Origin of the sequence: Tamlana carrageenivorans, from assembly GCF_002893765.1 — a bacterium.
Classification (GTDB): Bacteria; Bacteroidota; Bacteroidia; order Flavobacteriales; family Flavobacteriaceae; genus Pseudotamlana; species Pseudotamlana carrageenivorans.
Map to the genome: position 1 here is coordinate 2868679 of NZ_CP025938.1, position 24896 is coordinate 2893574.

Annotated in this window: 28 protein-coding genes and 4 pseudogenes; 21 read left to right on the plus strand and 11 right to left on the minus strand. The window is 33.4% G+C overall.

Annotation, left to right across the window (positions count from 1 at the left end; translation table 11 throughout):
* Nucleotides 1-9 precede the first annotated feature (9 nt).
* The 7 genes and pseudogenes from C1A40_RS12640 to C1A40_RS18670 all read left to right on the plus strand — a co-directional run bounded on the left by C1A40_RS12640 (nucleotide 10) and on the right by C1A40_RS18670 (nucleotide 4770).
* On the plus strand, nucleotides 10-1530 hold the full coding sequence (locus C1A40_RS12640; protein ID WP_102996204.1) for a Dabb family protein: 1521 nt from the start codon (nucleotides 10-12) through the stop codon (nucleotides 1528-1530).
* Nucleotides 1531-1571: 41 nt separating this feature from the next.
* Nucleotides 1572-2291 carry a 3-ketoacyl-ACP reductase gene (locus C1A40_RS12645; RefSeq protein ID WP_102996205.1) on the plus strand — a complete coding sequence of 240 codons (720 nt, stop codon included), beginning with the start codon at nucleotides 1572-1574 and terminating at the stop codon, nucleotides 2289-2291.
* Between the two features lie 274 nt (nucleotides 2292-2565).
* Nucleotides 2566-2706 (plus strand): annotated as a pseudogene (locus C1A40_RS18545) (ATPase); the annotation flags it as partial.
* Nucleotides 2707-3295: 589 nt separating this feature from the next.
* Entirely contained in the window at nucleotides 3296-3535 is a 240-nt protein-coding gene (locus C1A40_RS12660; protein ID WP_102996206.1) for a helix-turn-helix transcriptional regulator, read from the plus strand.
* Nucleotides 3507-3824, plus strand: coding sequence for a HipA N-terminal domain-containing protein (locus C1A40_RS12665; RefSeq protein ID WP_102996207.1), 318 nt, complete (start codon nucleotides 3507-3509; stop codon nucleotides 3822-3824). Before C1A40_RS12660 ends, C1A40_RS12665 begins: the two co-directional genes overlap by 29 nt.
* Nucleotides 3821-4336 carry a HipA domain-containing protein gene (locus tag C1A40_RS18665; protein ID WP_277871377.1) on the plus strand — a complete coding sequence of 172 codons (516 nt, stop codon included), beginning with the start codon at nucleotides 3821-3823 and terminating at the stop codon, nucleotides 4334-4336. Before C1A40_RS12665 ends, C1A40_RS18665 begins: the two co-directional genes overlap by 4 nt.
* 23 nt (nucleotides 4337-4359) lie before the next feature.
* The gene (locus C1A40_RS18670; protein ID WP_277871403.1) at nucleotides 4360-4770 is read left to right on the plus strand and encodes a HipA domain-containing protein; all 411 of its coding nucleotides are present in this window, start codon (nucleotides 4360-4362) and stop codon (nucleotides 4768-4770) included.
* A gap of 150 nt (nucleotides 4771-4920) precedes the next feature.
* On the opposite strand, the gene C1A40_RS12675 is transcribed toward C1A40_RS18670, so the two are convergent.
* Nucleotides 4921-6120, minus strand: coding sequence for an IS4 family transposase (locus tag C1A40_RS12675; protein WP_102996208.1), 1200 nt, complete (start codon nucleotides 6118-6120; stop codon nucleotides 4921-4923).
* A 182-nt stretch (nucleotides 6121-6302) separates the two neighbouring features.
* On the opposite strand from C1A40_RS12675, the gene C1A40_RS18815 reads away from it, so the two are divergent.
* Together C1A40_RS18815 and C1A40_RS12680 are read left to right on the plus strand one after the other, a co-directional pair.
* On the plus strand, nucleotides 6303-6473 hold the full coding sequence (locus C1A40_RS18815; protein ID WP_422395612.1) for an ISAon1 family transposase N-terminal region protein: 171 nt from the start codon (nucleotides 6303-6305) through the stop codon (nucleotides 6471-6473).
* Between the two features lie 31 nt (nucleotides 6474-6504).
* The gene (locus C1A40_RS12680) at nucleotides 6505-7158 is read left to right on the plus strand and encodes an ISAon1 family transposase (protein WP_158651357.1); all 654 of its coding nucleotides are present in this window, start codon (nucleotides 6505-6507) and stop codon (nucleotides 7156-7158) included.
* Between the two features lie 10 nt (nucleotides 7159-7168).
* On the opposite strand, the gene C1A40_RS12685 is transcribed toward C1A40_RS12680, so the two are convergent.
* From C1A40_RS12685 to C1A40_RS12695, 3 genes are read right to left on the minus strand one after another with little or no spacing between them, the layout of a single operon-like run.
* A complete protein-coding gene (locus C1A40_RS12685; RefSeq protein WP_241910408.1) occupies nucleotides 7169-7297 on the minus strand; it encodes a transposase in 129 nt (42 codons plus the stop codon).
* 46 nt (nucleotides 7298-7343) lie between these two features.
* Nucleotides 7344-8297, minus strand: a complete 954-nt coding sequence (locus C1A40_RS12690; RefSeq protein WP_102995422.1) for an ISAon1 family transposase — start codon at nucleotides 8295-8297, stop codon at nucleotides 7344-7346.
* A 19-nt stretch (nucleotides 8298-8316) separates the two neighbouring features.
* Complete coding sequence (locus C1A40_RS12695) at nucleotides 8317-8676, minus strand: ISAon1 family transposase N-terminal region protein (protein ID WP_102996210.1); 360 nt, start codon at nucleotides 8674-8676, stop codon at nucleotides 8317-8319.
* Between C1A40_RS12695 and C1A40_RS12700 the strand changes: the two genes are divergently transcribed.
* Nucleotides 8670-9317 (plus strand): hypothetical protein, encoded by a 648-nt coding sequence (locus C1A40_RS12700; RefSeq protein ID WP_158651358.1) that lies wholly within the window; start codon nucleotides 8670-8672, stop codon nucleotides 9315-9317. The two genes, C1A40_RS12695 and C1A40_RS12700, sit on opposite strands and share 7 nt — an antisense overlap.
* On the opposite strand, the gene C1A40_RS12705 is transcribed toward C1A40_RS12700, so the two are convergent.
* The gene (locus tag C1A40_RS12705) at nucleotides 9243-10121 is read right to left on the minus strand and encodes an IS982 family transposase (RefSeq protein WP_102996212.1); all 879 of its coding nucleotides are present in this window, start codon (nucleotides 10119-10121) and stop codon (nucleotides 9243-9245) included. The two genes, C1A40_RS12700 and C1A40_RS12705, sit on opposite strands and share 75 nt — an antisense overlap.
* 72 nt (nucleotides 10122-10193) lie before the next feature.
* Between C1A40_RS12705 and C1A40_RS12710 the strand changes: the two genes are divergently transcribed.
* Entirely contained in the window at nucleotides 10194-10454 is a 261-nt protein-coding gene (locus C1A40_RS12710) for a hypothetical protein (protein WP_102996213.1), read from the plus strand.
* A complete protein-coding gene (locus tag C1A40_RS12715; RefSeq protein WP_102996214.1) occupies nucleotides 10451-11137 on the plus strand; it encodes a hypothetical protein in 687 nt (228 codons plus the stop codon). Before C1A40_RS12710 ends, C1A40_RS12715 begins: the two co-directional genes overlap by 4 nt.
* A gap of 38 nt (nucleotides 11138-11175) precedes the next feature.
* On the opposite strand, the pseudogene C1A40_RS12720 reads toward C1A40_RS12715, so the two are convergent.
* The 3 genes and pseudogenes from C1A40_RS12720 to C1A40_RS12730 form a co-directional block, all read right to left on the minus strand.
* Nucleotides 11176-11502, minus strand: a pseudogene (locus C1A40_RS12720) (transposase); the annotation flags it as partial.
* A gap of 49 nt (nucleotides 11503-11551) precedes the next feature.
* Nucleotides 11552-12556, minus strand: a complete 1005-nt coding sequence (locus C1A40_RS12725) for an IS30 family transposase (protein WP_102994224.1) — start codon at nucleotides 12554-12556, stop codon at nucleotides 11552-11554.
* A gap of 52 nt (nucleotides 12557-12608) precedes the next feature.
* Nucleotides 12609-13478 (minus strand): annotated as a pseudogene (locus C1A40_RS12730) (IS256 family transposase); the annotation flags it as partial.
* A gap of 235 nt (nucleotides 13479-13713) precedes the next feature.
* Between C1A40_RS12730 and C1A40_RS12735 the strand changes: the two are divergent.
* Entirely contained in the window at nucleotides 13714-14313 is a 600-nt protein-coding gene (locus C1A40_RS12735) for a hypothetical protein (RefSeq protein ID WP_102996217.1), read from the plus strand.
* Between the two features lie 108 nt (nucleotides 14314-14421).
* Here C1A40_RS12735 and C1A40_RS12740 read toward each other — a convergent pair.
* From C1A40_RS12740 to C1A40_RS12750, 3 genes and pseudogenes are all read right to left on the minus strand, one after another.
* Nucleotides 14422-14751, minus strand: a pseudogene (locus C1A40_RS12740) (N-acetylmuramoyl-L-alanine amidase family protein); the annotation flags it as partial.
* 66 nt (nucleotides 14752-14817) lie between these two features.
* The gene (locus C1A40_RS12745; RefSeq protein ID WP_102996091.1) at nucleotides 14818-16014 is read right to left on the minus strand and encodes an IS256 family transposase; all 1197 of its coding nucleotides are present in this window, start codon (nucleotides 16012-16014) and stop codon (nucleotides 14818-14820) included.
* Nucleotides 16015-16086: 72 nt separating this feature from the next.
* Nucleotides 16087-16407, minus strand: a complete 321-nt coding sequence (locus tag C1A40_RS12750; RefSeq protein ID WP_102996219.1) for an N-acetylmuramoyl-L-alanine amidase family protein — start codon at nucleotides 16405-16407, stop codon at nucleotides 16087-16089.
* 177 nt (nucleotides 16408-16584) lie between these two features.
* On the opposite strand from C1A40_RS12750, the gene C1A40_RS12755 reads away from it, so the two are divergent.
* The 8 genes from C1A40_RS12755 (at nucleotide 16585) to C1A40_RS12795 (ending at nucleotide 24814) form a co-directional block, all read left to right on the plus strand.
* A complete protein-coding gene (locus C1A40_RS12755; protein ID WP_102996220.1) occupies nucleotides 16585-16872 on the plus strand; it encodes a hypothetical protein in 288 nt (95 codons plus the stop codon).
* Nucleotides 16873-17196: 324 nt separating this feature from the next.
* Entirely contained in the window at nucleotides 17197-19596 is a 2400-nt protein-coding gene (locus tag C1A40_RS12765) for a TraG family conjugative transposon ATPase (RefSeq protein WP_102996221.1), read from the plus strand.
* Nucleotides 19597-19607: 11 nt separating this feature from the next.
* Entirely contained in the window at nucleotides 19608-20189 is a 582-nt protein-coding gene (locus C1A40_RS12770) for a conjugal transfer protein (protein WP_102996222.1), read from the plus strand.
* Complete coding sequence (locus C1A40_RS12775) at nucleotides 20189-21031, plus strand: hypothetical protein (RefSeq protein ID WP_102996223.1); 843 nt, start codon at nucleotides 20189-20191, stop codon at nucleotides 21029-21031. Before C1A40_RS12770 ends, C1A40_RS12775 begins: the two co-directional genes overlap by 1 nt.
* A 30-nt stretch (nucleotides 21032-21061) precedes the next feature.
* Nucleotides 21062-21676, plus strand: coding sequence for a conjugal transfer protein TraK (locus tag C1A40_RS12780; RefSeq protein ID WP_102996224.1), 615 nt, complete (start codon nucleotides 21062-21064; stop codon nucleotides 21674-21676).
* Complete coding sequence (gene traM, locus C1A40_RS12785; RefSeq protein WP_102996225.1) at nucleotides 21666-22589, plus strand: conjugative transposon protein TraM; 924 nt, start codon at nucleotides 21666-21668, stop codon at nucleotides 22587-22589. The genes C1A40_RS12780 and traM overlap by 11 nt, the downstream gene beginning before the upstream one ends.
* 3 nt (nucleotides 22590-22592) lie before the next feature.
* Nucleotides 22593-23399: a DUF4138 domain-containing protein gene (locus tag C1A40_RS12790; RefSeq protein ID WP_102996226.1), complete on the plus strand. Its 807-nt coding sequence runs from the start codon at nucleotides 22593-22595 to the stop codon at nucleotides 23397-23399.
* Between the two features lie 368 nt (nucleotides 23400-23767).
* Nucleotides 23768-24814 (plus strand): GntR family transcriptional regulator, encoded by a 1047-nt coding sequence (locus tag C1A40_RS12795; RefSeq protein WP_199287705.1) that lies wholly within the window; start codon nucleotides 23768-23770, stop codon nucleotides 24812-24814.
* Nucleotides 24815-24896 lie beyond the last annotated feature (82 nt).

Consider the following 24896-nt stretch of genomic DNA (forward strand, 5'->3'; position numbering starts at 1 on the left):
AATAAAATTATGAATCGTATAAAAAAAAGCATTCTAACCATCATATGGCTCGTCTCTCAAATTTGTTTAGCTCAAGGTTTTGATGACTTAATGCTTTATAGGCAAGACATCAAAAGCATATCGGGAACCAATACCGTGTCTGTTACCAGTTATGAAAAAGATGGCGCACATTATATATATGCTGGCGGAATTGGAAATATTGATGTTTATAGTTTAGATAATCAAGGTATCCTTACCCCAATTAGCAATCATGAACTTTATATGAAAAAAGGCCCTGCAAGAGGTATGGTTGCCGATCGTATTAATGGAACAGATTTTCTATTTGTGGCAAATAAGCATGGTGATGTTGTTGAAACTTTTAAAATTCTAGAAGGTGGCTCCCTTGAACGGGTTGCGTTAATTGAAGACACCGACGAAACACACCTTGGTACTGCTATTACCTTACAAGTTGTTCATATGGAAAAAGCGTCCTATCTTTTTGTTGGCGGATTAGAAGAAACACCAGGGCTAAGTTCTTTTAAGATTGAAAACGATGGGAAACTCACTCATGTTCAGTCTATGAAAGATGATGAAACCATTCATACCGATGGCGTTATCGGAATGTTTGTGCATAAGATAAAAGGAAAAACCTATTTATACACAGGCGGGTTTCAAGATAATGGGGTTAGTAGTTTTAGGGTTTTTGAAGATGGAACTTTTAAAAATATTAATAACATAAGCGATAATACAACCGATAGATATTTAACAGGAGCCTACCCTGTAACAGGTGTCTCTCTTGGGGATAATAATTATGTAATTGTTGGTCACAGACATCATAAATATTACAAAAGAGGAGGTTTTATAAAAAGAACCGATTTTGTGTATCATGGTGACGGTGTTAGTGTTTTTAAAGTGGATAAAAAAGGTGCTTTAGTTCCTCATTCGGTTTTAAAAGATGATGAACATACAAAACTTCAAGGGCAAACTCGAATTGAAGTTGTTTCAGTTGAAAATAATGAAGCGGTATTGGCTGTAGGGACAAGAGACGATGCAAGTATTCAATTGCTTAAATTAAATAAAGAAGGTGTTCTTAGTCCTATAAATTATTTAGAAACAGGGTACTCTATTTATTACGGTTTAAGAGCTCATAAAATAGGTGAAGATAACTTCCTAATTGCTGGCTCTTTTCGAAATGATTTAAGAAAGATAATTAGCTATAAACTTGCGCCTAAAATCAATAGAGAAGCCAAAGTTTTAAGACACATGGTTAACTTAAAATATAAAGAAGACGCCACAAAAGAACAGGTAAATGAGGCTGTTGAAGCTTTTATTAATCTTAAAAATGAAATTCCTGAAATTGCAAACTTAGAATGGGGATTAAATGATAGTACCGAAGGGCATACCAAAGGTTTAACCTATTGTTTTACCTTAACCTTTAACGATGAGCATGCTAGAGAAATTTACTTATTTCATAAAGCACATTTAGATTTGGTGAGTAAAATAGGACCTATTATTGCCGATGTTTTAGTGCTAGATTACTGGACAAAATAACAACCTACTTTTCAGAAAAACGTTTTTAATATTTATAAGAAATGAGCAATTTAAAGAACAAAAAAGCCATCATAACAGGTGGAGGCAGAGGATTAGGAAAAGCTATCGCTTTAGCATTTGCGAAAGAAGGTATTGATGTTGTTATTACAGGAAGAACAGAACGTGTTTTAAAAGAAACGGTTTCCGAATTAGAAGCCTTTGATGTCAAGGCGACCTATGTAGTATTTGATGTTGGTAATTATGAAGACGTAAAAAACAGTATTAAAAGTGTTTTAGATACTATAGGAAATGTAGATATTTTGGTGAATAATGCTGGCATAGGCGGATTCGGATCATTTCAAGATATGGCGGTTTCAGAATGGACTCATATTATTCAAACGAATGTAATGGGAATGTACTATGTAACTAAAGAAGTTTTGGCACATTTACTCAAACAAAACGAAGGAGATATTATCAACATAGCTTCTACAGCAGGGTTGAACGGTAATGCGAATACTTCGGCGTATTCAGCTTCAAAATTTGCTGTTATAGGTATGTCGGAATCATTAATGAAAGAAGTCCGTAAAGATAATATTAGAGTGTCTACCTATACGCCCAGTACCTTTGAATCCGACATGTCCATAAAGGCAGGAATAGCCTCTAAGGGTTCTCAAGAAAGCGTGCTTCAACCAGAAGATTTTGCAGAATTAATAGTAGCAGGTCTAAAACTTCCAAGAAGAGCCATGCTTAAAAGTGCTGGGTTATGGTCTACCAATCCCTAATTAATGTGGAATGGATACAGCTTTGTGTATTAATTAAAGCATAATATGTTCAACTGTTTCGAGGTCTTATAAAACCGCGGGTATCGTCAACTCTTAAGCAATGGATAAAGTTTAGGGGTGTTTATTTAATTCTTTAGCTTATTTATTAAACTCTAGTGTGCGATGTTACTGGTAAGGATTCTTTCCATTTAGATAACACGCAATTTTTCCATCTCCGCAGCAAGGAGCTCAATTCGTGTTTGTTTCTGTGTTCGCTTCCGTGTTCCAAACCCAATTTAAAATAAAAACACACGCTACCACAAATTTGAATGCAGAAGCACTAGAAGAGCGCTACGGGGAACGGGTCCGTTCCCGAATGCGAAGCATGTTTAACCTGGTTGTATTTGATGAAAATAGCGATGATAAAAGAAAATAGTGCCGTTTATCGAATACTCTAATTTAAAAACTTATCTGTCTCTTTGGTAACGGCTAAAGCAATATATTTAATGATTAAATAAATGATTTCACCCTTCTCCATCTGGAAATGCCAAGATATCAGACATAAATGGTAGTATAAACACTTTAATAAAAATTTCGACTGAAAAGAATAAAAATAGGCTTGATACAGAAATTGCAGGCAACAAAGCTTTACTAAACAAAATTGCATTAGCACAGGCAGAAATTAAAATACATTGGCAATGAATGTAATGTTATGGAAGAAATTCTTTTAAGTCGCTATGATTTATTTATTAGTAAAAAAGTTAAAATACATCTCACAACTAACCTATCTGCATCAGAACTAGAACAGCATTATGGCAATCGAGTTAGAAGCAGATTAAGAGAAACCTTAAATTTAATAGCCTTTAATAATAATTCAAACGACAAATGAAGTTAGTATAATCAACAAGTTATTACATACAACTACACCCTAAAAGGTATAAACACAGCAGTGTTATAGTAATTATACCCTTTAAGGTATAATTATAAAATAATTCGCTATATTGTACCCATAAAGGTATAATACAATGGAATGGGATAGAGAAAACACCATAGCCCAATTTGTAAGGGATAGACGTAAAAAAGCAAATCTAACACAAGTAGAGTTATCAGACTTTACAGGTGTAGGCTTGCGTTTTGTGCGCGAACTCGAACAGGGAAAACCAAATGTAATGACCGATAAAGTAAATCAGGTTTTATTATTTTTTGGACACACACTAACACCAACACCTATAAGCGATGAGACAAGGAGAAATCTGGGTAAATAAAACGTTAGCTGGTATATTAACCGAGGACGATAATGGCTATCATTTCAAGTATGAAAAAGCTTACCTAGAAAATGAAAGCACATTAGCTGTGAGTTTAACCTTACCATTGCAAGAAGAATCGTTTAGTGCCGAATACCTATTCCCGTTCTTCGATGGCTTAATACCGGAAGGTTGGTTATTGGACATTGTGCATAAAAATTGGAAAATAAATCCAAGAGACCGCATGGGTTTATTACTAACCACATGTAGAGATTGTATTGGTAATATTAGTATTATAGAGAAAGTATGAACTATTGTTTAGCATGTCATAAAAAACTAGAAGATGGCGAAACAAACTATCATCAAAACTGCCTATCAGTATTTTGGCAAGAAGACCCGCCTGTACAACAATTAGACTATGAGCTATCTCAAATCGAAGCGTTAGCAAAAGAAAACGTAGCACAGCGCATCATTGTCACTGGTGTACAGCCAAAATTATCATTAGGTTTTACCGAAGAAAACGCTCAAAATAGACTAACCATTGTAGGCGCATTAAATGGCAGGTACATTTTAAAACCACCATTACACCTGTATCCACAAATGCCAGAAATCGAAGCGTTATCTATGTTATTAGCTCAAGCTTGTGGGATAGCAACAGTACCCTTTTTATTAATCCCTTTAAAAGATGATACTTTGGCTTATTTAACCAAACGTATAGATCGTACTGCTAATAATGATAAATACCCTATGGAAGATGCTTGCCAATTCACAGAACGACTTACAGAACATAAAGATCTTACGAGCAAATTGCAAAAGGCATAATAACCTATGCACAAAACCCGTTACTGGATGCCGTAAAATTTTATGAGCAAGTTATTGTTTCTTTCCTTATTGGAAATAACGATATGCATTTAAAGAATTTTTCACTTATTGCAAAAGACAGTAAAAACTATGCATTGGCACCAGACTATGATATGGTAGCGGTTAAATTATTAATTCCGGAAGATCAAGAAGAATTAGCTCTAAACCTCAACGGTAAAAAACGAAAAATTAAACGTGTCGATTTTAACGAAGCTATGGCCAAAGCACAAATCCCAGCAAAAGCGATTGAAAACCTATGGAACCGTATAGAAAAGGGCATGCAGCAATGGCAAGAATTAATTGTCTGTAGCTTGTTAAGTGATGAGAACAAAAGCACTTTAATAGCACTAATAGAAATTAGAGCGAAGCAATTAGAATTAAATACTAAATTTTAATGCTAATAAATTACAAACACCTTACAAGGACTAATTCAAAAAGAATTATAAATTTCTATTGTTGTCCGATAAAAAACAGAATTAGCTAAAAAAGCTTTGGTGTTGGCCTTTTTTATTGATCGCACTCTTTATTTTGAAAACAGAACCTCCTTATGGGTCAAAAAGGCTTAATTGCCCAATGTTTTTGGTTGTAATCTCTTCCCAATTAGCTTCTGGGTTTTTCAGGAATTTGAACAAATCGATATATGTCATCAAATGGTATCGTATGACGGACATCATATTGGAATAAGCCCAGTTTCTTTGGGTTTTTCTTTGGATCACAAGCATAATGAGCTGGATTATCAAACTGACCCAGATTTGTATTTCGATGGCATTTTGATTGTCTCCCAAAAAATACTTTAGCGGAAAGTTCTGTTTAAGCCGCTTGAACATCGTCTCAATCTGCCACCTATTTTTATAGATGTCGGCTATTTTGTCTGCGTCAAGATCATAATTATTAGTGATGAACTCATAAACTTTTTGGTGCTTTTCGTGCCAAAAAGCGATTCTCCTCAGGGAAAAAGCATTGCCGTTTTTGTCCGTAAGCCCTATTTTTTCGTCCTTTAAGACAGCATCGTCCACTTTATTGGAGATATCAAACTCTTCAAGGCTTGTATAGCGAGCATTGTCCTTTTGCCGAGTCACAAAGTAAACATCTTCCAGTGTCCATTTTTGGTATTGCTCATAATCCACATACCCTTTGTCAAAAACCACATAAGAGCCCTTCTTGAGTTCCAGGTCTTTTAAAAAGGTGTGGTCGTGCGTGGCCGCGCTTGAAAACTTAATCAGACAAGGAACGTCTTCCATGGCGTTTATCATAGTATGCATCTTGATACCTCCTTTCTTTTTGCCGTTGAGCGGGTTCCTTCCTACACCTTTAAGAATGTCGCTAAATAGGGGTATGGTCGAGGAATCAACGATTTTAAGGTTCTTCACTGCAGGTTCTAAGGGTCTGCTGTCCGATAAAAAGCGATGGTAACGTTTGTAGAGTAAATGATAAATATCGGCAAATACTTCAGAGCTTCTTCTCCTGTTAGCATCTGACAAGGTACTGCGTTTTGGAAAGTCCGTGAGTCCTAGATGGTTGATCTTTCCCTCGCAGGCAAGCATAATACTGGAAACCTCACGAAGTGAGCTACAGCCACTGATCACGGTAAATACCATAGTGGCCAAATGCTCATAGGTGGTAAACTTTTTGGTATAGCGATCGCTGTTGTGCTTTTTGGCTGTCCGATGAACATCTTTGGGCAAAATGAAATTTAATACCTGTTTGATTATGGGGTGTCCGCTAAAGTTTTTACTTTTATTCATATCTTGGATGTGTGATAACTTCAAGATACAAAATAAGCGGGAAATCCTATCTTGGAAATCCCGCTTTTTAAATCTTTTATCGGACACTAATGATAAATTTAATAGTAATAACCTGAATTCGACGTAATAAAAGTAGTTTTTTAGTATAGAGAAAGCGGAATATTTAGTATGTTAAAGTTTTAATTATCGAGGATTTTCCACTTAGAGGGAAACTAGTTTATCTGCATTTAAAGCGCCGCAGATGGCGTGATGTAGACACAAAAGAAACCCTGCAAAGAGACTGGAATAATGTAGCAAAAGGCACTCGTATGACCACCGAGTTTGAGGCTTTTTTAAAAGAAATTAATCGATAATAACAATACTAGCACGCAAACTATAGCTAATTTGTATGGTTTAGATGGTAAAAAGCTACAGCGCCAATATCGAGATTATTTAAGTGAATTTAAAGATTGGGAATACCTTGAGCAATCCACCAAATGGTTAGTCTACCCTCAAAATATTGGCAAACGATTATCTATAGATGAAATAGCACTTTCACAAGGAGAGTTATACACCGTAGTAACCAATAAAAAAGCCAAAGGTAGAGCAGGTTCTATTGTAGCTATTATTTCAGGAACTAAGTCTGAAGAGGTTATTAAATATCTTAAAAAGATACCTGAAGGCAAGCGGAGGTTGGTAGAAGAAATAACCTTAGTTATGGCCGGTGGCATGAAACTAATTGCAAAGAAGAGCTTCCCAAGAGCCGTGCAAGTCATTGATCGCTTTCATGTACAACAACTAGCTTCTGATACTGTACAAGATATTAGAGTAAAATACCGCTGGCAAGCTCTAGAACTAGAAAATGAGGCTATCAAGACAGCTAAAAATAATAACTACCAGTATCTAGCAGAAGTATTTAGTAACGGGGATACGCGCAAACAACTGCTAGCACGAAGTAGGTATCTTCTATTCAAAAGTCCTGACAAATGGACTAGTTCCCAAAAGGAAAGGGCAGGAATTTTATTCAAGCAATACCCCATGATAAAGGATCAGTCCTAAAAGTTGGGGACTAGGCATAAATTTGTGCTAATCTAAAGAGGAAGAATTCCTTATTTCTCACACCTCTAAGTTGTTGTCTAAAGGCTTTAATCTTTGCATTAAAAGATTCAGCAGCCGCATTTAGTACTTCTGTTGTCAAAATAGTTTAATATCGGATCAAGAGCAAAAGTTGGGGGATTTTAGAATTAAGCAAAAATAGTAGTTAATCTATAGAGGAAGAATTTTACGTTTCTTACGCCTCTGAACTGTGCTCTAAAAGCCTTAATTTTAGCATTGAAAGCTTCTGCTGAAGCGTTGGTACTTCTATTATCAAAATAGTTTAGAATGTTTTGATAGTGAACAGACATGGTTCTGGATATAGTATTAAAGCTTTTAAAGGCTGCTTGTCTAACTTTTTCATCCCATTTAGCTAATCGTGTTAGTGCGGAAGTTTTATCCTGAGTATTGTTAAAAATCCAAGATAAGTTCTGGCATAGTTTGTATGCTTTTTCTATATCAGGATAGTGTTTAAATAGTATCACTGATCTTTTAGCTTGGTTTTCAGTCCACTTATTGCTTGGCTTATAGAGTAAATATCTTCCTCTTGCCAGTAGTTGTTTTAATGTATCTCCGTTTGGAAGTATTTCAGGTGTGTATTTTAAAGATTTACTTCTAGCGTCTTCTATGGCATCATTTTCAAAATCGATGGCTTCCCACCTGTGTTTTATTCTTATTTCTTGCAAAGCGTCCAATGCTAATTTCTGCACATGAAAACGGTCTATAACTAAGCAGGCATTGGGGAATGATTTTTTAACAATGAGTCCCATGTTTCCTGCCATATCCAGAGTCACTTCTTTAACTTTATTTCTTTGTTTTAAAGGAATTTCATGAAGTATTTTTATCACTGTTTCAGCTTTAGTTCCTTTAACTATAGCTACTATAGAGCCTTTCTTTCCTTTGGCATCTTTATTGGTTAAGATGGTGTAGAGTTCGCCATTGCAAAAAGCGGTTTCGTCAAGCGATAGGTAGCTTCCTAGATTCTCAGGGTACAATAGCCAATCTTTTGCATGGGCTTTTTGATCCCAAGATTTAAAATCACTTAAGTGATCTTTGTACTGGCGTTGCAGTTTCTTGCCGTTAACACCGTAGAAAAATCCAATGGTGTGGCAATCCGTAGCTTTAGTATGGACTAATTTCTTTTAAAAAATCAGCAAACTCGGCGGTCATCCGTGTTCCCTGTGCTACTAAATTCCAATCTCTATGAACCACTTCATTGGTTTGCTTATTCAGCCATCTGCGGCGTTTTATATGAAGGTAAACATTTTTACCTCGTATAGGGAAGTCTTGAACGGTAGCCTCAGAAAAGAAGCCTTTGGAATGAAGTTTAGTTCCATTAAATTCTTCGGGAATCGTGTTTAGTTCTGTAAAATAAAAATGTAGTGCTTCTCCTTTAATTTCGTGCTTGTCCAAATCAAAATACTTCATAAGTATTTCTGGAAGTAATAAATTGGCTTTGGCTAATAATGAATCTGATGACATTAAAAATTTTTATTCAAAGATCTTCTTTTTTTAAATACTCCCCAACTTTTGTGCTTGACCCGAAATTAGGCGTTAAAGTTCAAAGAGGTAGTCTTTTACATATTCATTTCAAACAAGGAGAATTTGATAATATACTCATTTGTAAAGTAGAACACGATGAAATAATTAATGAAAAAAGCTTTGATTTAAATAGAGGTTTAAATACCAAAAAGAAAGTTTTTAAAGCTTTTCTTTATTATTTGGGGAATAAAAAAAGAGATGAAGAAATCTACTTAAATGATAAAAATAATAGCAAATATTGGTGGTATGATTTTTTAGAATTGGAACAAGTTAATACGGATGATGTTAATACTGAAAACTCTCTTGATAAATTGGTGAAAATTATAGATAAAGAAAAAAAGAAAGAAGGTCTAGCGTTTGATGGAACATTATTAAGAAATAGTATTGTAGGGTATTTTAAATCTAATCATGAGTTTAATTTTACAGAAGTATATGATATTGTGAGTAACTATAGTCCTTTTAATTCAAAGTTTCCTTTGACTAATATAATTAACCCGTTGTGCATTTTAAATAATGCTAATTTTAATATTATTAATGTTTCTCCCAAAAATAAACTTATTGATATACTGAATAGTTGTTAAAGCAGTTATCTTAGCTACGATTCTTGTTTTAAAACCTTCAAAAGTTTTAGCATAATTGCGTCTTATCATAAATTGGTCACAAAGTTGTGAAAATAATGTTTCTATCCTTTTCCTCTTTTTTCTAAATACATAAGGCTGTACTTTGTAATTTTTTTGATTGCTTCTCATAGGTGTATTTAGCGTTATATTACAGGTTTCAAGCAAGTTAAGCTGTATTTCTGTTGATAAATAGCCTTTATCACCAATTAATGTACAATCGCTTATTTGCATCTTAATATCTTTAAGATAATTAATATCGTGTACAGATGCTGGACTCAAATCGATACTTTGAAAGACACCATTTACAGAACAAACAGCGTGCAGTTTATAACCGTAATAATTAGAACTTTGAGCTGCACAATAACCTTTATCTGGAAATGCATAAGTGTTTTCTTTACAAATCTTTGAACGAGAACTGCGTGATAATTTACAAACTTCTAAAGGCATACTATCTACTACAAAATAATCTTCAAATTCATTAAAATGGGAAGCTAAGCTTAACCTGATACTGTTGAGCTTATTAACTAGTTTTCGTCTTCTTCTATTGTAGACACTTCTCTCTATTTTTGATAATAGGGAATCTGGAAGTTTTCTAAAAAGGTCATTTTCACTATCTATTCCCATAAATTCGGCAGTAAGACTCAAACTGATAAGTTCTAAATCACTAAGCTTTGGTTGTCGTCTTTGATAACTTAAAAGTTGTTCTTTCGATATTTTTCTTAATACTTCCAATATTCTTTCGTAATTTGCACTCAAGTTGTTCATTATTAATGATTTGTAGTTAAATCAATTTACTGATTTTCAGTAAGATGAACAACTTTTTTCTTTTAAATCATAATGCACAACGGGTTAATTAGTAAGTTTGATAAACTAAAAGATGATAAAAGTTTTGATAATCAGTTTTCAATAGTACAAAAAAAGGTAGATAAAAGGATAGTAAATACTATTCCTTTAGGTAAAGGACTATACCTGAAAATAGATAAGCATGTTCCTAATTTAACAGAGATTATTAAACCTTATGAAGGGATTGATGGTAAATTTGGAATTACAATTATTTCAGATCAGGCTTATAATTTTATAAAGGTTAGAAACCAATGATTAAAAAGTTTTTAAATGCAATATTAGGTGATACTAACAATAATTCTAAAGAGTCTTTTTCAATGTATGAAATAGAATTTGCTCACCCTAATTTAAAAACTCTATCCCAGAATCTTAATCTTGAAAATTATAGTAGGTTAAATAGACTAATAAGTGACTATGGTTGTAAATGGGACTTAACTGTAGAAGATTTATCTTATTCTATTACTCAGGAAAAGTTTGAGGAACTGAAGTTAGAAGATTATGACGATTTTGAAAATGTTACGATTAATTTTAATATTTACAAGTCTAAAGAATTAATTGTTATAATTGATAATGAAGTATTTAATAGTTATTTAGAATCAATTCCTTTACAAAGGTTTTTAGAGATAATTAACACATTTGATTCAAGTTTTATCATTGAAAATGAGCAAGATAATTTTGAAATAAAAATTGAAAAAGGGGACAATATTAATATTTCAAACCAAACAAATTTTAAAAATAGTATTCTGTATCCTTACAATCCTGATACTTTTTATTTTAATAACATTAATAAACAAACAAAGTCCATCTTAGATGATTATTTTTTAAAGCTATCACAAGTTTTTTGTTTTGCATATTTGTTTAATTTTTTAGAAATAAAAGGAGATAGTATTGATTTCTCAATTACAGGAAAGAGTTTATCCAAAATTTTGTGTTTTTGAAAAATAATTTCAAAATTCATAGGTTAAAATAATATAGATTATAACCTGTTTGGAAAACAAATATACAATTGATTGTAAATTTGGCCCCATTTAAATCGTGTTTTCTTCCATTTTTTGCTGATGCTTTGAGCTGCTAAATATATGGATTTCAGTGCTGCATCATCATGAGGAAAGACTTTTTTGTTGCGTGTATATTTTCTTAAACTGGCATTAAAACTCTCAATGATATTGGTAGTATATATAAGTTTTCTAATCTCTTTTGGGTAGTTTAAAAACGCGGTCAAATTATCCCAATTGTTTTCCCAAGACTGTACGGCAGAGAGGTATTTATCTTCCCAATTTTGTTTAAAGACTTCGAAAGCCTGCTGCATTCAAGGTTCTAACGCAACAAACGTTGCTTTTTTTTGTATGAGTCTAAGCTACAATTTTTAGTTCTTTTATCATAACTTCATTAGGGGTTTTAAATCCAATAATTTTACGAGGTCTATTGTTTAATTTTTCTTGAATTTCGATGAATGTATTTAAGTCAATTTTGTTAAAATCTGTTCCTTTTGGGAGGTACCTTCTGATGAGTCCGTTAGTGTTTTCATTGGTACCTCTTTCCCAAGAAGAATAGGGGTGTGCAAAGTAAATTTTCATACCTGTTTTCTTGGTAATTGTTTCGTGTCTTGCCATTTCAATTCCATTATCGTAGGTCATAGATTTTTTGAATATGGGATCTAGTTTGTTAAGTTCTTTAGAAAACATTTTAGCAATTTCCTTAGAGTTCCTGGCTTTTAGTTTGATAATTAATGTATATCTAGATTTGCGTTCTACGATAGTTCCAATAGCCGATTTTTGATCCTTCCCAATCATTAAATCTCCTTCCCAGTGTCCGATTTCATTTCTTAGGTTAATATGCTCGGGCCTTAGGTCTATACTGACTTGGTTTAATATTTTAGATCCTGTTCTGCGTCTTTTTTTAGAGGGTCTACGTCTTGTTTTTTTGCGTACGAGGAGTTTAATTAGTTTTTTATTTAAACTAGCTTGAGGCTTTGCATATATGTACCTATAAATTGATTCGTGAGAAATAGACATTATAGGATCATTTGGGAATTCTTCTTTTAGTCTTCCAGCAATTTGTTCAGGAGTCCATTGTGATAATAAGCCCCTATAGACATAAATTCGAAGTCTAGGGTACTTAGATATTTTATCAATATTTCTTTTGTTTAGGTAATCATCTTTGGCGCACCAATGAGCTAGTTCTGCTGAGTATTTATCTCTATCTGTTTGCACCCATTTATTAACTTCTCTTGTAACCGTAGATCGAGCTCTGTTAATGGTTATAGCGATGTATGATTTATTCTTTTTTTCAGTTAAAAGAGTCTCAATCTGTATTCTTTCTTTAAGGGTAAGTCTACCTGTTTTTTTTCGTACCATAATTACAAATCTATTAATTTAGATTTGTTGCGTTAAGTTCTTGAATACGGACCTCTAAAGCGAATTTCTCATTATCGGCTTGATAAATAGCTTTAATATCGACCATTATTGATTTACGGTCCTTATAGCTCACATATTTTAAAGAGTTTCTAATTTGATGTACGATACATATTTGACGTATACTACCTGGAAAAATAGCTTCTACAGCTTTATCTAATCCAGAGAGGTTATCCGAACACAGAAAGAAGATATCTTTTACGCCTCTAGAGCGCAGATCGTCTAAAATGGACATCCAAGCAGCTGCCTTTTCTGTCTCCACAATACTCATGCTCAAAATATCTTGTTGCCCTTCGGTATTCACCCCTAAAACTATCATACAGGCTTTAGATATTACCTTGCCTTCTTGACGTATTTTATAATGAATAGCATCTATCCAGACAATGGGATATACGTCTTCTAAAGGTCTATTCTGCCATTGTTTGATGTCTTCCAATAATTGATTGGTGATAATGGATACCTGTGATGTGGAATACTGCACTCCATAGGTACTTTCAATAAAATCAATAATATCGCTATTGCTCATACCTTTGGCGTAAAGCAGTTGAATACAATCTTCTAATTCTTGACTAATCGATTGATGTTTGGGGACAATAACAGGCTCAAAGCTCGCTTGACGATCTCTGGGGATTTTGATGCGTTGTTCGCCGTTATGAGTCTTGATAGTTTTCTCTGAGAAACCATTGCGCTGGTTGTTCTCAATTACAGAACCTCCTTTTTGAAACCCTAAGTGGGCAGTCATTTCTGCTTTTAAAAGTGATTCAATACCACGTTTAAGCAACTGTTCCTTGACCTGGTCAAAGTCCTCCTTGTTGCTGATTTTGCCGATCAAGGCGTCTAATTGTTTTTCTAAGTCTGAGTTCATAAAATAAAAATTTAAAAGTAAATTTTTTGCCTATGAATTTCAAAATCATTTTTAAACTAACTAACAGCAAAAACACAAAATAGTTTACAGTCCCACAGGAAATATTACGTATAAGTACAGTTTAGAATTCAAAAATATTAATGTAACAAGTTTAGAGCATTATCATAAAATTTATAAATGGGTATATTCTGAAAAAAATAAGATTGAAGACAAAGTCTCCATTTCAAGAAATATTTTGACATCCTATATTACCTCTAATTCTCTCGAAATAGATAGTTCTGTTTTTAATTCTATTTTATCCTCTAATCAGATTTATATAAAAGGAAATATTTCAAAATATTTTGAGGTTAGAAATAAAATAATTGAGCAAATAGAACAAACAATAAATATTGTAAATAAATCAATAGAGTCTTTTGTGACAAACTTTCAAAAAAGCTCTTTCGTTTTTATATCCTTTTTTTTGAGTGTTTTTATTTTTAAAGTAGTTAATAAAACAGCTCTTAATAAAATTTTTTCAAAAGAAACTTCACTTATAGGTATAGGTTTTATTGTTATATCGTTTTTATATTTAATTGCCTCAAGAGTTATTATTCGAATGGAAAGTAAAAGACTTGAAAAAAGATATAATAATGTAAAAACGAGATATGAGGATGTCTTGGTAAAAGAAGATATTGAAAAAATCTTAAATGAGGATTTTGAATTTGAAAGTGAAAAAAAGCATTTAAATGAAAGAGTTTATGTTTATACAATTATTTGGATACTTTCATTACTTGTTTTTACAATTACCTTATTTTTAGCTTCTGAATATTTAGAGATCCTACCAATTAAGGAATAGCCATCATGCGGGAGGCATTTAATATTGAAGCTTTTGATAAGAATACTGGAGATAAACGGAAGTAACTCGAGGATCTTCCTTTAATAAACAATGCATTGAGTTTTTAAATCAACTCTTTAATAACCCCATTAAAATAGCTAAAGCCATAGCCTTGGTATTTTTGTTTCTAAGGAAATAAGCCGCTTCTTCATCATGGGTTATAAAACCAATCTCCAGGAGAACAGCAGTGCAAAAGGGTGTTGTTTCTCTAAGCACTTGAAAATTACTGTATTTTACACCACGATTTTTAAAACCTAAGTTGTGATTAACTTCTTTTAATAAGGATGAAGCCAGGTTCATGGAATAATTCCCATTCACAGAAGCCTTTTCCCAAACATAAGCTTCCATTCCGTAAGCAAAATTAAGAGCAGCATTGCAATGTAGAGATAAAAAGATATCAGCCTTTAATTTTTTAGGACACTATCCCGTAAAGTGTGTAAGTTATAAATCGAGGGTTTAGCTTTTTTAAAGTTGAACCCTTTTTTCAAATATAGTTAAAAACTGGTTTAAAATAATGCCCCAGTTCCTAATAGGCATCGACCATTTTTTGGTAGCCTCTCTAAGGGCTAAAAAAGTGGACTTCATAACAGCCTCATCTGTTGGGAATGAGAGCTTGTTTTTAGTGTACTTTCTGATTTTTCCATTAAGGTTTTCAATAAGGTTGGTAGTGTAAATGATTTTTCTAATTTCAACAGGAAATTCATAAAAAGCAGTAAGCTCATCCCAGTTGTCTCTCCAGCTTTTAATAGCATAAGAGTACTTGTGTTCCCATTTCTGAGCAAAGTCCTCTAAAGCAGCTTTTGCTGCGTTTTTGGTGGGTGCATCATAGATATTTTTCATGTCTTTTGTAAATTCCTTCTTGTCTTTCCAAACAACATAGCGACAAGCGTTACGAATCTGATGTACCACGCAAATTTGGGTTTTAGATTCAGGAAAAACATTTTTAATGGTGTCGGTGAAACCGTTAAGATTATCTGTGGCCGTGATAAGCAAATCCTGAACGCCTCTGGCTTTCATATCGGTTAGTACACTCATCCAAAAGGCTGCCGATTCATTCTTACCCAGCCAAAGTCCTAAGACTTCCTTTTTACCATCTCTACGGAGTCCTACGGCGATGTACATGGTTTTGTTAATGACTTTAGAGTTCTCCCGAACCTTAAATACAATACCATCCATCCAAGTAATTAAATATACGGGCTCCAGGGGTCTGTTTTGCCAAGCAATAATATCATTGGTAACTTTATCTGTGATACGTGATATGGTAGATGTAGATACATCAAAATCGTAAACTTCTCGGATTTGCTCTTCAATATCAGAATTACTCATACCCTTGGCATAAAGGCTGATAATGACGTTTTCTATGCCGTCAACCATGTTTGTGCGTTTAGGAACCAGCATAGGGGTAAAAGAAGCTTCTCGGTCTCTGGGAACTTTAATATTAGTCTCTCCTAAAGCTGTTTTTATCCTTTTAGATCCATAGCCGTTACGGGTATTGCTATTATTGGATTGCTGATGTTTCTCATAGTCTAAATGAGCGTCAAGTTCTCCTTCTAGCATCTTTTCAATACCTCGCTTTTGGATGGATTTTAGAAAAGAGGTTAGTTCGTCTCCTGTTTTGAACTGTTTTAAAAAATCGTCGTTTAGAAAATCTTCTTTCTTCATAAGTGTGTAAATTTTAAAATTAAACAAAAAATATCGAGGGTTGCAACCCTCGATATTTTTTGTTTACACACTTTATGAGATACTGCCTTTTTTAGAGAATTGACTTCTGTCTTTTAATGCGATTAAAGTGTCGTTGTGTCGTGTGAGGTGTATCTCAAACCGACTATCAAATACACTTTTATTTAGCAGTACAATCTCTTTAGCCAAATTCAAAACCACATCTTTCTCTCTAACATTAAAAACACCAAGAGAGCCAGGGTCAATTCCACCATGACCAGGGTCAATTACAATGATTTTTTTAGGAGCTATGATTTGACTAAAACACAGATAAGTTTTTAGTATCACTAGAAGAAAAATGACGTTTTGGAGCCTGTTTTTGAAAGTTGCTTTCATGTTTTTTTGATTTTTTAGAAGGAAAAGTCATAAAGATTGGAGCTATTTGGTTGCAATTAAAATCAAACACTTTTAAAAAATATTTTTCACATAAAATACTGTAAATCAGTATTTTAAAAACAAATATATTGTAATTTTCATAAAGATAAATCAGTACTAATTTAAAACCTTTTTAACATGAAAAAATCAATGTATCTCACGTTTTTATTCGCACTAATTTCCGAGGTGTTATTTGCACAAATTGGAGGTATCGAAGATTCAGTAAATGATGTTTCGGATACCATTCGATCTATTTTTCCAATCATTTTAGGAGTTATTTTTCTAATAGGCTTCCTGTTTAATGCTGGACACTTCTTCGGAGAAAATGCCGATTTGAAAAAGGGGATAACCCGTGTGTTAGTCTTTGTTCTTATAGCAGGGGCAGTAGTGGGAATCTTTACCTATTTAATTGGGATTGTAGTTTAATTCAGCAACCATCATGCTTATGAAAACCTATGAGGTATATAAGAATATTAGAAAAAGTGCTGTAATAATGGGATTGCCTATTGCGATGTTCGCGCTGATGATGACTCTAGTTATTGTCTCCTTACTAGTCATCATTTTTTCGTTTAGTTTTTTCATAGTGGTTGGCGCCATTGTTCTGAATATCACGGTATACATCAGCCTCATCCAGTTAGTTAAAAACCCAGCCTTATTACATTTTAAAAAAGTTTTTCCTAGGACCATTAGTAATAAGAAAGTTACAGGATTAAACTATGAAAATGATTGTGTCATTGAAATCTTATCCAAATGAATAAACTCAACCTATCGTCATACCATCCCATTTTAGATGTTCAAGGACACATTCTTTTTGCGAGTAATGGTCATGTGGTACTTTGTTATAAGTCAAATCTTCCTGAAATATACAGTTTATCCGAAAAGGATTTTGAAGACCTTCATGGAACCTGGTTTCAGGCTTTTAAATCATTGCCTGTAAGCACGGTCATACATAAACAAGATATTTATGAGAAGGCTGAGTATGATGGTTCGTTATTACCAGAGGAAAGCTTTTTAGAAAAAGCCACAGCAGATTATTTTAATGGGCGTGAATACCTCAAACATGCATCCTATTTGTTTTTTGTGTTGCCACTGGGAGGCTCACTCAACGCAGCTAAGTTTACCAATCCATTTCGGAAGATAGAAAAAGGCATCCATAAGCCTTTAGATCATACAGTAAAAGCATTCATTAACGCGGTAAATGATGCTGTTTCCTATATAAATAACAGCCGTAAACTGACTTTAATGCCTTTAGATGAAAATGAAATTTTTTCACTTACGAACACGTATTTCAATGGCTTTAACACCGGTTTTGATACCGATATTCAGCTTAAAAAATCCGATATTTCTGTAGGGGAACATCATTTTGATGTACTGGCCGTAAACAGTGAGCGCTGTTTTGGAGATGTCGTACAAAGTAGTAAAACCAACGAAAAATTCACATCCGATGATTACACCTTTCATCAAGGATTTATAGACGGTCTGGGACTTAGTATCCATGAAAATCATATGGTCAATCAAATTATCTACCTAGATGATAAGCACAAATGGCAAAAGCATCTCGATAAAAAAATCGAAGAACTCAAGAAGAGTTCGAATTTTGGAACGCAGAATAAGGTCATCTTAAAAAAGATTGAAGCCATTACAGCAATTATTAATGAGGATGATAGTTCTCGAATAATTCGAGGGCATTTGAATATTATATTTTGGACGGAACAAGCCCAAGATTTAAATCGAATTGCTTCCAAAATAAAGGCCGAATTTAAAGAATTGGATATTTTACCCTATTATCCCAAAGGTGAAGAGCGCAAGCATTATTTCTTGAACTCGTATTGTTGTTTTTCATCTAATTTTTCGAATGAAGATGTCTATGTAACCGATTTAAAACACGCTCTGTGTTTATATATCAATAACAGCAATTACAAAACAGATGCCACTGGTATTATTTTTAATGACAGGCAGCATAATATACCCGTTTTAAAAGATGTTTGGGATGAGGGTAAAAAACGCATTAAGGCCAGGAATTTTGCCATTTTTGCTCCCACAGGAGAAGGTAAGTCCTTTTTAGCCAATAATATTTTACGTCAGTATTTTGAATCTGGCGTCAGATTAGTGGTCATTGATTTAGGAGGTTCCTATTCCAAGTTTGCAAAACTTTACCCCGATGATCATATTATTTTACGCTATGAGCAAGGAAAGAATTTAGGGATTAATCCTTTCTATAGAGCTACAGATAAAGCACTAACCCCCGAACATTTGGAGGATTTAGGTGTCTTTATTTTAGAACTACTGGCCTTAGGTAAAGACACCACAAAAGCAGAAGAAGTTGCTATAAAGAAAGTACTAAAATACTATTACCAGACGGTTCACTCTAACCATTCATTAGCCAGCTTATATCAGTTTGTAGATGATAAGAAAGATTCCCTCATCGAAGAACTAAAAATACAAGAAGCCTATTTCAATGTGTACAACTTTTTACATATTCTGTCTGAATATGTAGCAGATGGACTGTATAGTTTCTTATTTGATGTCACTGAAGCCCAAACCTATAAAATAGAAGATAAACGGCTGATTGTTTTTGAGTTGGATGAAGTCAAGGACAATAAAGAGATCCTTTCGGTGATGTTAAAACTCATTAAGTCATCCATACAAAGTACCATTTGGCGGAATAAGGCCGAAAAAGGCATCATACTATTCGATGAATTCGCCAAACAGCTCAAATTTGAAAATGTACTAGAAAGTGTCGAATTCTACTATCAAGCCATTAGAAAACAAAACGGCGCCATAGGCGTTATTTTGCAATCCATCAATCAACTCCCCAACAATTCTACATCCGCCAGCATTTTAGAAAATACCCAAGTCATTTACAGCCTCAATAACGAAAAAGGTTATGACGAATTAAAAAACCGATTGAACCTGTCAAGTCATGATATGAATCAATTAAGATCCATTCGTAATAATTTATCAGGAGCAAGGAAGTACACCGAAATGTTTATCAAAATAGGTAAAGAAAGTAACATTTTCAGGTTGGAAGTACCTAAAGAAGTTTATGCAGCATACTTAACAGATGGAAAAGAAAGCGAGGCCATAATGACCTTATATGAACAAACCAACAGTATGGAAGAAGCCATTAAAATATTTATTAACTCCTAAAAATTAAAGTTATGAAATCAAATATTAGAGTTTTACTGCTTACCTTACTAGTAAGTGTATTTGCCTCCCAATCACTGACGGCACAAGGTATGCCTGTTTACGACAATACCAATTTTATCAGTTTTGCCAAGTCTTTAATTGAATCAGCCAAGCAGACCTCACAGCTCTTAAAAACGGTTCAGTTTCTAAAAACTCAAAAAGAGAATATAGAAAAAGTGAACAATGCCATCACACAGCTCAAAGCTGTTAAAGAACTCACTCAGAATAATAAACGTCTTTTTGATTTGGTACAAGACGATTTAAGAGAGATATTAAACTCACCCTATATCAAAGCAGAGGAAGTTAATCGGATTTCTGACTCATTTAATGCCATAATAGAAAATTCCATGGATAGCTTAGAATACATAGATAAAATTCTCTCTAGTGGTACCCTTAAAATGACAGATGCAGAACGCGCTGAAGTACTCAAGGAAAAAGAAAGAGAGTCAAAAGATATGGTTGCAGAAATAGAAGCAAAGACCAGACGCTATCGCGAGATCATCGCTTTTAGAGAAATGCAAGACATCATCAATAACAGACAGACAAATTACTAATGGCTGCTATTTTTTTAGGCATAGGCTTAGAATATGTGGATGCTGTATTTACGACGATCAAAAACAGTGATTTTTCGCAGTATACCATAACAGGAATGAAAACTCTAGCCATTCTTTTCTTTCTGATAAATATTCTAAAAAAATACAACGAAGGCATAGCTACCAATGCAGGATTTACCTGGGGGTTAACGCCATCAGAATTAGCAAAGAATTTTGCCGTAGTGATCTTGGTTATTTTTTCAACACAAGTATTAAATGTGTTCGATGCCCTTTTGGTTGCTGTTGAAACACAATATCGTGATACAGCACCAGCCTTGTTACCTTTACAAATGCTGGAATTAGATTTAGAGCAAGATGTAGGGCCTTTGAAAGCAGCCCAAAAAGCATTTGCCTTATTGTATGAAGCTTTAGTAACACCATTATACGGTTTAAAAGCGATAGCCTTTATCATGGGGATATTTTTATGGTTACTGGACTTGTTCATTTATCCACTGTTTTTAGCAGAGCGTTATTTCTTGTTAGGCATCATGCAAGCCTTTTTTCCTTTGGTCATTAGTTTAGCGGTATTTGAAAAGTTTAGAACCTTAGCTTATAATTTCTTCAAGCTTTATGCAGGTGTGTACATGCTGGTGCCAGCCTTTTTTCTGGTGAATGTATTTGTGAATCAGCTTTACACGGAAATCAATACGAACTTTTGGGCAGACTTGTTTGGAACCGATTGGGGCAGTGATTTTTTTGCGCCGCTCCTACAATTTGCCTCAGTTGGATTTATTGTGCTTTTAAAATTCAAACTCTATCGAAAGGCCAACACTTTTGTGTTCAAACTTTTTATAGGTGGCTAGGGGGTAATCAGTTAAAAAATATTTAAGAAAATGAAAACACCATATAGAAACATTTTTAGCGTACTCAAGCTCAACCGTTTTATTGTGCTGGCAGTAGTTATAGGAGCTGTAATAACCTGTGTGGTTTCTGTAGTGCTTGTGATTTTACTGCATAAAGAAACCGTTAATAATGCCTTTGTAGTCAACACAGAGGGGCAGATCATTCCATTAAAATTCGTGTCTCTCCAAGAGAATCTTGAAGTTGAAGCATTGGCGCATTTAGAAAATTTTCATCGTTACTTTTATAATATTGACGCCAGCAATTATGAGAAAAATTTAGAGAAAGCCTTGTGGTTGGGCAACAGTACCGTAGACGGATTGTACAGACAAAAGAAGGCAGATGGGGTTTATAATCGCTTATTGCAATATTCTTTATTACAAAAGGTGATTAGCATCCATTCTAAGGTTGATATTCAAGCAGAGCCCTATGCCTTTGAAACCAAAACTGTATTTGAAATCAATCGGGGGTCAATAATTGACACTTATGAAATGACGACTATAGGTAAATTAATTCAAGTGGATAGGCACTTTCCAAATAACCCCCACGGCCTTTTGATTACCAATTATTTTGAAAACACCTTAAAACGCATTGATAATGAAAATTGATAAAAAGAAAATCGTTTTTATAACCGTATTAGTCAGTATCATTTTATTTATCGCTGGATACAGTATGACCATTATGGGAGACGATAATGAATCCATTATAGAAAACAATGACATTGCTATTCCAGACTTGCCAGATGATCAAAAGGAATATGAGACGAAACTAGAAGCTGTTAATGATTTAAAAGAAGTTCGAGAAACCAATGCGCCTAGTATTTATGATGAGCATTTGTTAGACTCAACAGGAGTTTATGATAGCGAATTGTTAAGCAAGGAAAAAATGCGGATGGTAGATAGTATCTACAACGAAGGAAGGATAAGCTATTCAGAAGGAAATTATAGGTCAGCAGTAAATCAGGAGCAAAAGGAAGAAAAAAGTGTAGACACTATATCTGAAAAAATAGTAGTAGATTATGAAACCATGGCAAAGGAGTTGGCTTTGGAGCATCAGTTGTTCTTCGCTTCAAACCCTGTAGTCAATGACAAGCAAACTTTAAAAACTACAGATGCTTTTATTTATGCCAAGGTTGATGGTACGCAATCCGTACGTAATAATTTCAGGCTACGAATGCGTTTAACCCAAGCAGCAAGAATAGACAATCATGTTTATCCAAAAAACACAACCATTTATGGATTCGTTAGTTTCAAACCCAACCGAACCATTATAAAAATCCAAAATATAAACCACCATCCTGTAAAACTTAAAGCTTTTGATTTAGAAGACGGCACAGAGGGCGTCTATATCGAAAACAGTTTTCATGCAGAAGCAAGGCAGGAGGTTGTAGCTGATATTGTAGAGGATATTAATATAACGGGAGTACCACAAGTAGGAGGTATAAAGAAAATATTCCAAAGAGGAAATAGAGCTGTTAAAGTAACTATTGCTGATAATTATCAACTCATTTTAAAACCATAACTCATGAAAGTATATGTATTTGTAGCCATGATATTACTATCATGCGACCTCATAGGGCAAAAAAGATTAGATACGATTTATGCTAACAATCATAAAAATGTCGCCTTGTTTTTTACTGAGCCCATCCGCCTAGGTATTACTGGTTCACCTCATTTTGTGTTTACCTATAACCGAGATAAGGAACAATATTTTGGTCTGTTACAAGCAACACCTGGTAAAGAGAGTAATTTAATAGCCATAACCAAAAATGGTCAAGTGTATTCCTATATTTTGAAATATAAGGAACATATTACGAAGTTGAATTATTTTGTTGGTTTAGATGAAAGTATTGGAACTGAATCACCAGTGATGATAGATGAAAAAACAGACGACTCAATATCTTCAACGATAACAGATAAAACTAAGAATTATAAGAATTTCTGTGATTATTTACTCAGTAGAAACACAAATGCAATCAAAACCAAAAGAAAAAAAGGTATTAAAGTGCAGTTACAAGATGTGGCTTATCAGGGGGATGAAGTTTATTTAGTCATTGAGATTAAGAACAAATCACATATAGATTTTGAAGTCGATTATTTAAATGTCCATGTTACTAGCGGAAATAAGAGAAGGAAAGCATCTTTTCAACGTTTACAGCAGTATGTAATGTATCATCAAACTATTCCAATTCAAATTAAAGCAAACGAAGGTAAACGGTTTGTTTGTGTACTTCCAAAATTCGTGCTTGGGGATAATGAAAGACTTATGCTTGAATTAAGTGAATTAAATGGAGGAAGAAAAGTGCTTGTAAAAACCAATAAAAGTAATTGAAATTTGCTCATATTTCTAAAGCTATATGAGTTGTAACGAATTTCCATTAATAATCTCTTAAAATCTTTGAAACATGCTGCAGTAAAAATTCACTCATTTTTATTTTTTGAACTTAGTTTTTTTTTGGAAGTTAACTGTATAAGGAAGGTTGGTAACAAGAAGTTCAGGAATTTATTATTTTTTCAATTCAGCTTTTCTTAACCATTAAATATTATAAAATATGTGGTGTAAAACATGGAAACCCCTAAAATATGTGGTTTCTAAGTACTAATTTAATAGGGTTGGTACTATTAGATACCCTAATCGGTACTTAACAATACTTCAAGCTTAATAAATTGTGAACCTAACTAAATTAAGACTTGAAGCATATGGAAATTTTAAGTTATATCGAAATTAATAAGAATTCGAGATTACCAATGTATCAGCAAATTGTTGATTCTATAATTAAAAATATCTCAAATGGAAATATTAAATTGAATCAAAGATTGCCATCTATAAATATGATTAGCGAGGATTTTTACTTATCTAGAGATACAGTAGAAAAAGCTTATAATGTTTTGAAGGAGCGAAATATTATCCAATCGATACACAGACGTGGTTATTATGTGGTGAAAAATGAAACCAATTGTAAGTTAAATATACTTTTTTTGGTCAATAAATTAAGTACCTATAAAATGCAAATTTATAACTCCTTTATGGATCGGATAGGTTTAAATTCGAAAATAGATTTGGTGGTTTACCATTGCGATGAATTTCTGTTTTTAAATGCACTGAAAAATAATAAAATGGCCTATGACTATTATGTTGTAATGCCCCATTTTAAAAATGAAAACATGCAGCATACGAGCTTTACAAATGAGGTACTAGAAGCTATGAGTGCTATACCTAAAAATAAGTTGCTAATTCTAGATAACATCAGAGGGCCATTTGAAGATGATGTAAGAGCTGTTTATCAAGATTTTGATAAAGATATATATGAAGCTTTAGATAAAGGGAAAAGTAAAATATCAAAATACAAAAAGTTAGTACTTATTTATCCTGAAAAGTCGATTTATCCTTATCCTAAACGTATATTAAGAGGCTTTAGAAGATTTTGTCTAGAAAATGATATAGATTTTGAAATTTTAAATGAAGTTTGTGATGAAATGGTTTTTAAGAAAGGTGATTTGTTCATTACCATAGAAGAAGCAGATCTTGTTAATATTATAACTCAAATTAGAGAACAAGAATTGTCCTTAGGTGAAAGCATAGGGGTGATTTCATACAACGATACACCATTAAAAGATTTATTAGGAATAACAGTAATGTCAACAGATTTTAAAGTTATGGGAGAAACTGCCGCTAAAATGATTTTAAATAATGACATGGGACGTATTAAGGTGCCTTTTAATTTTATTGATCGTAAATCAATATAGTTAATCACTGTTTAAATTTTACAATATTGTTTTATAATCGAAAATAAAGATTATTTAGTAAAGATGTGATTTGAAAATAGTT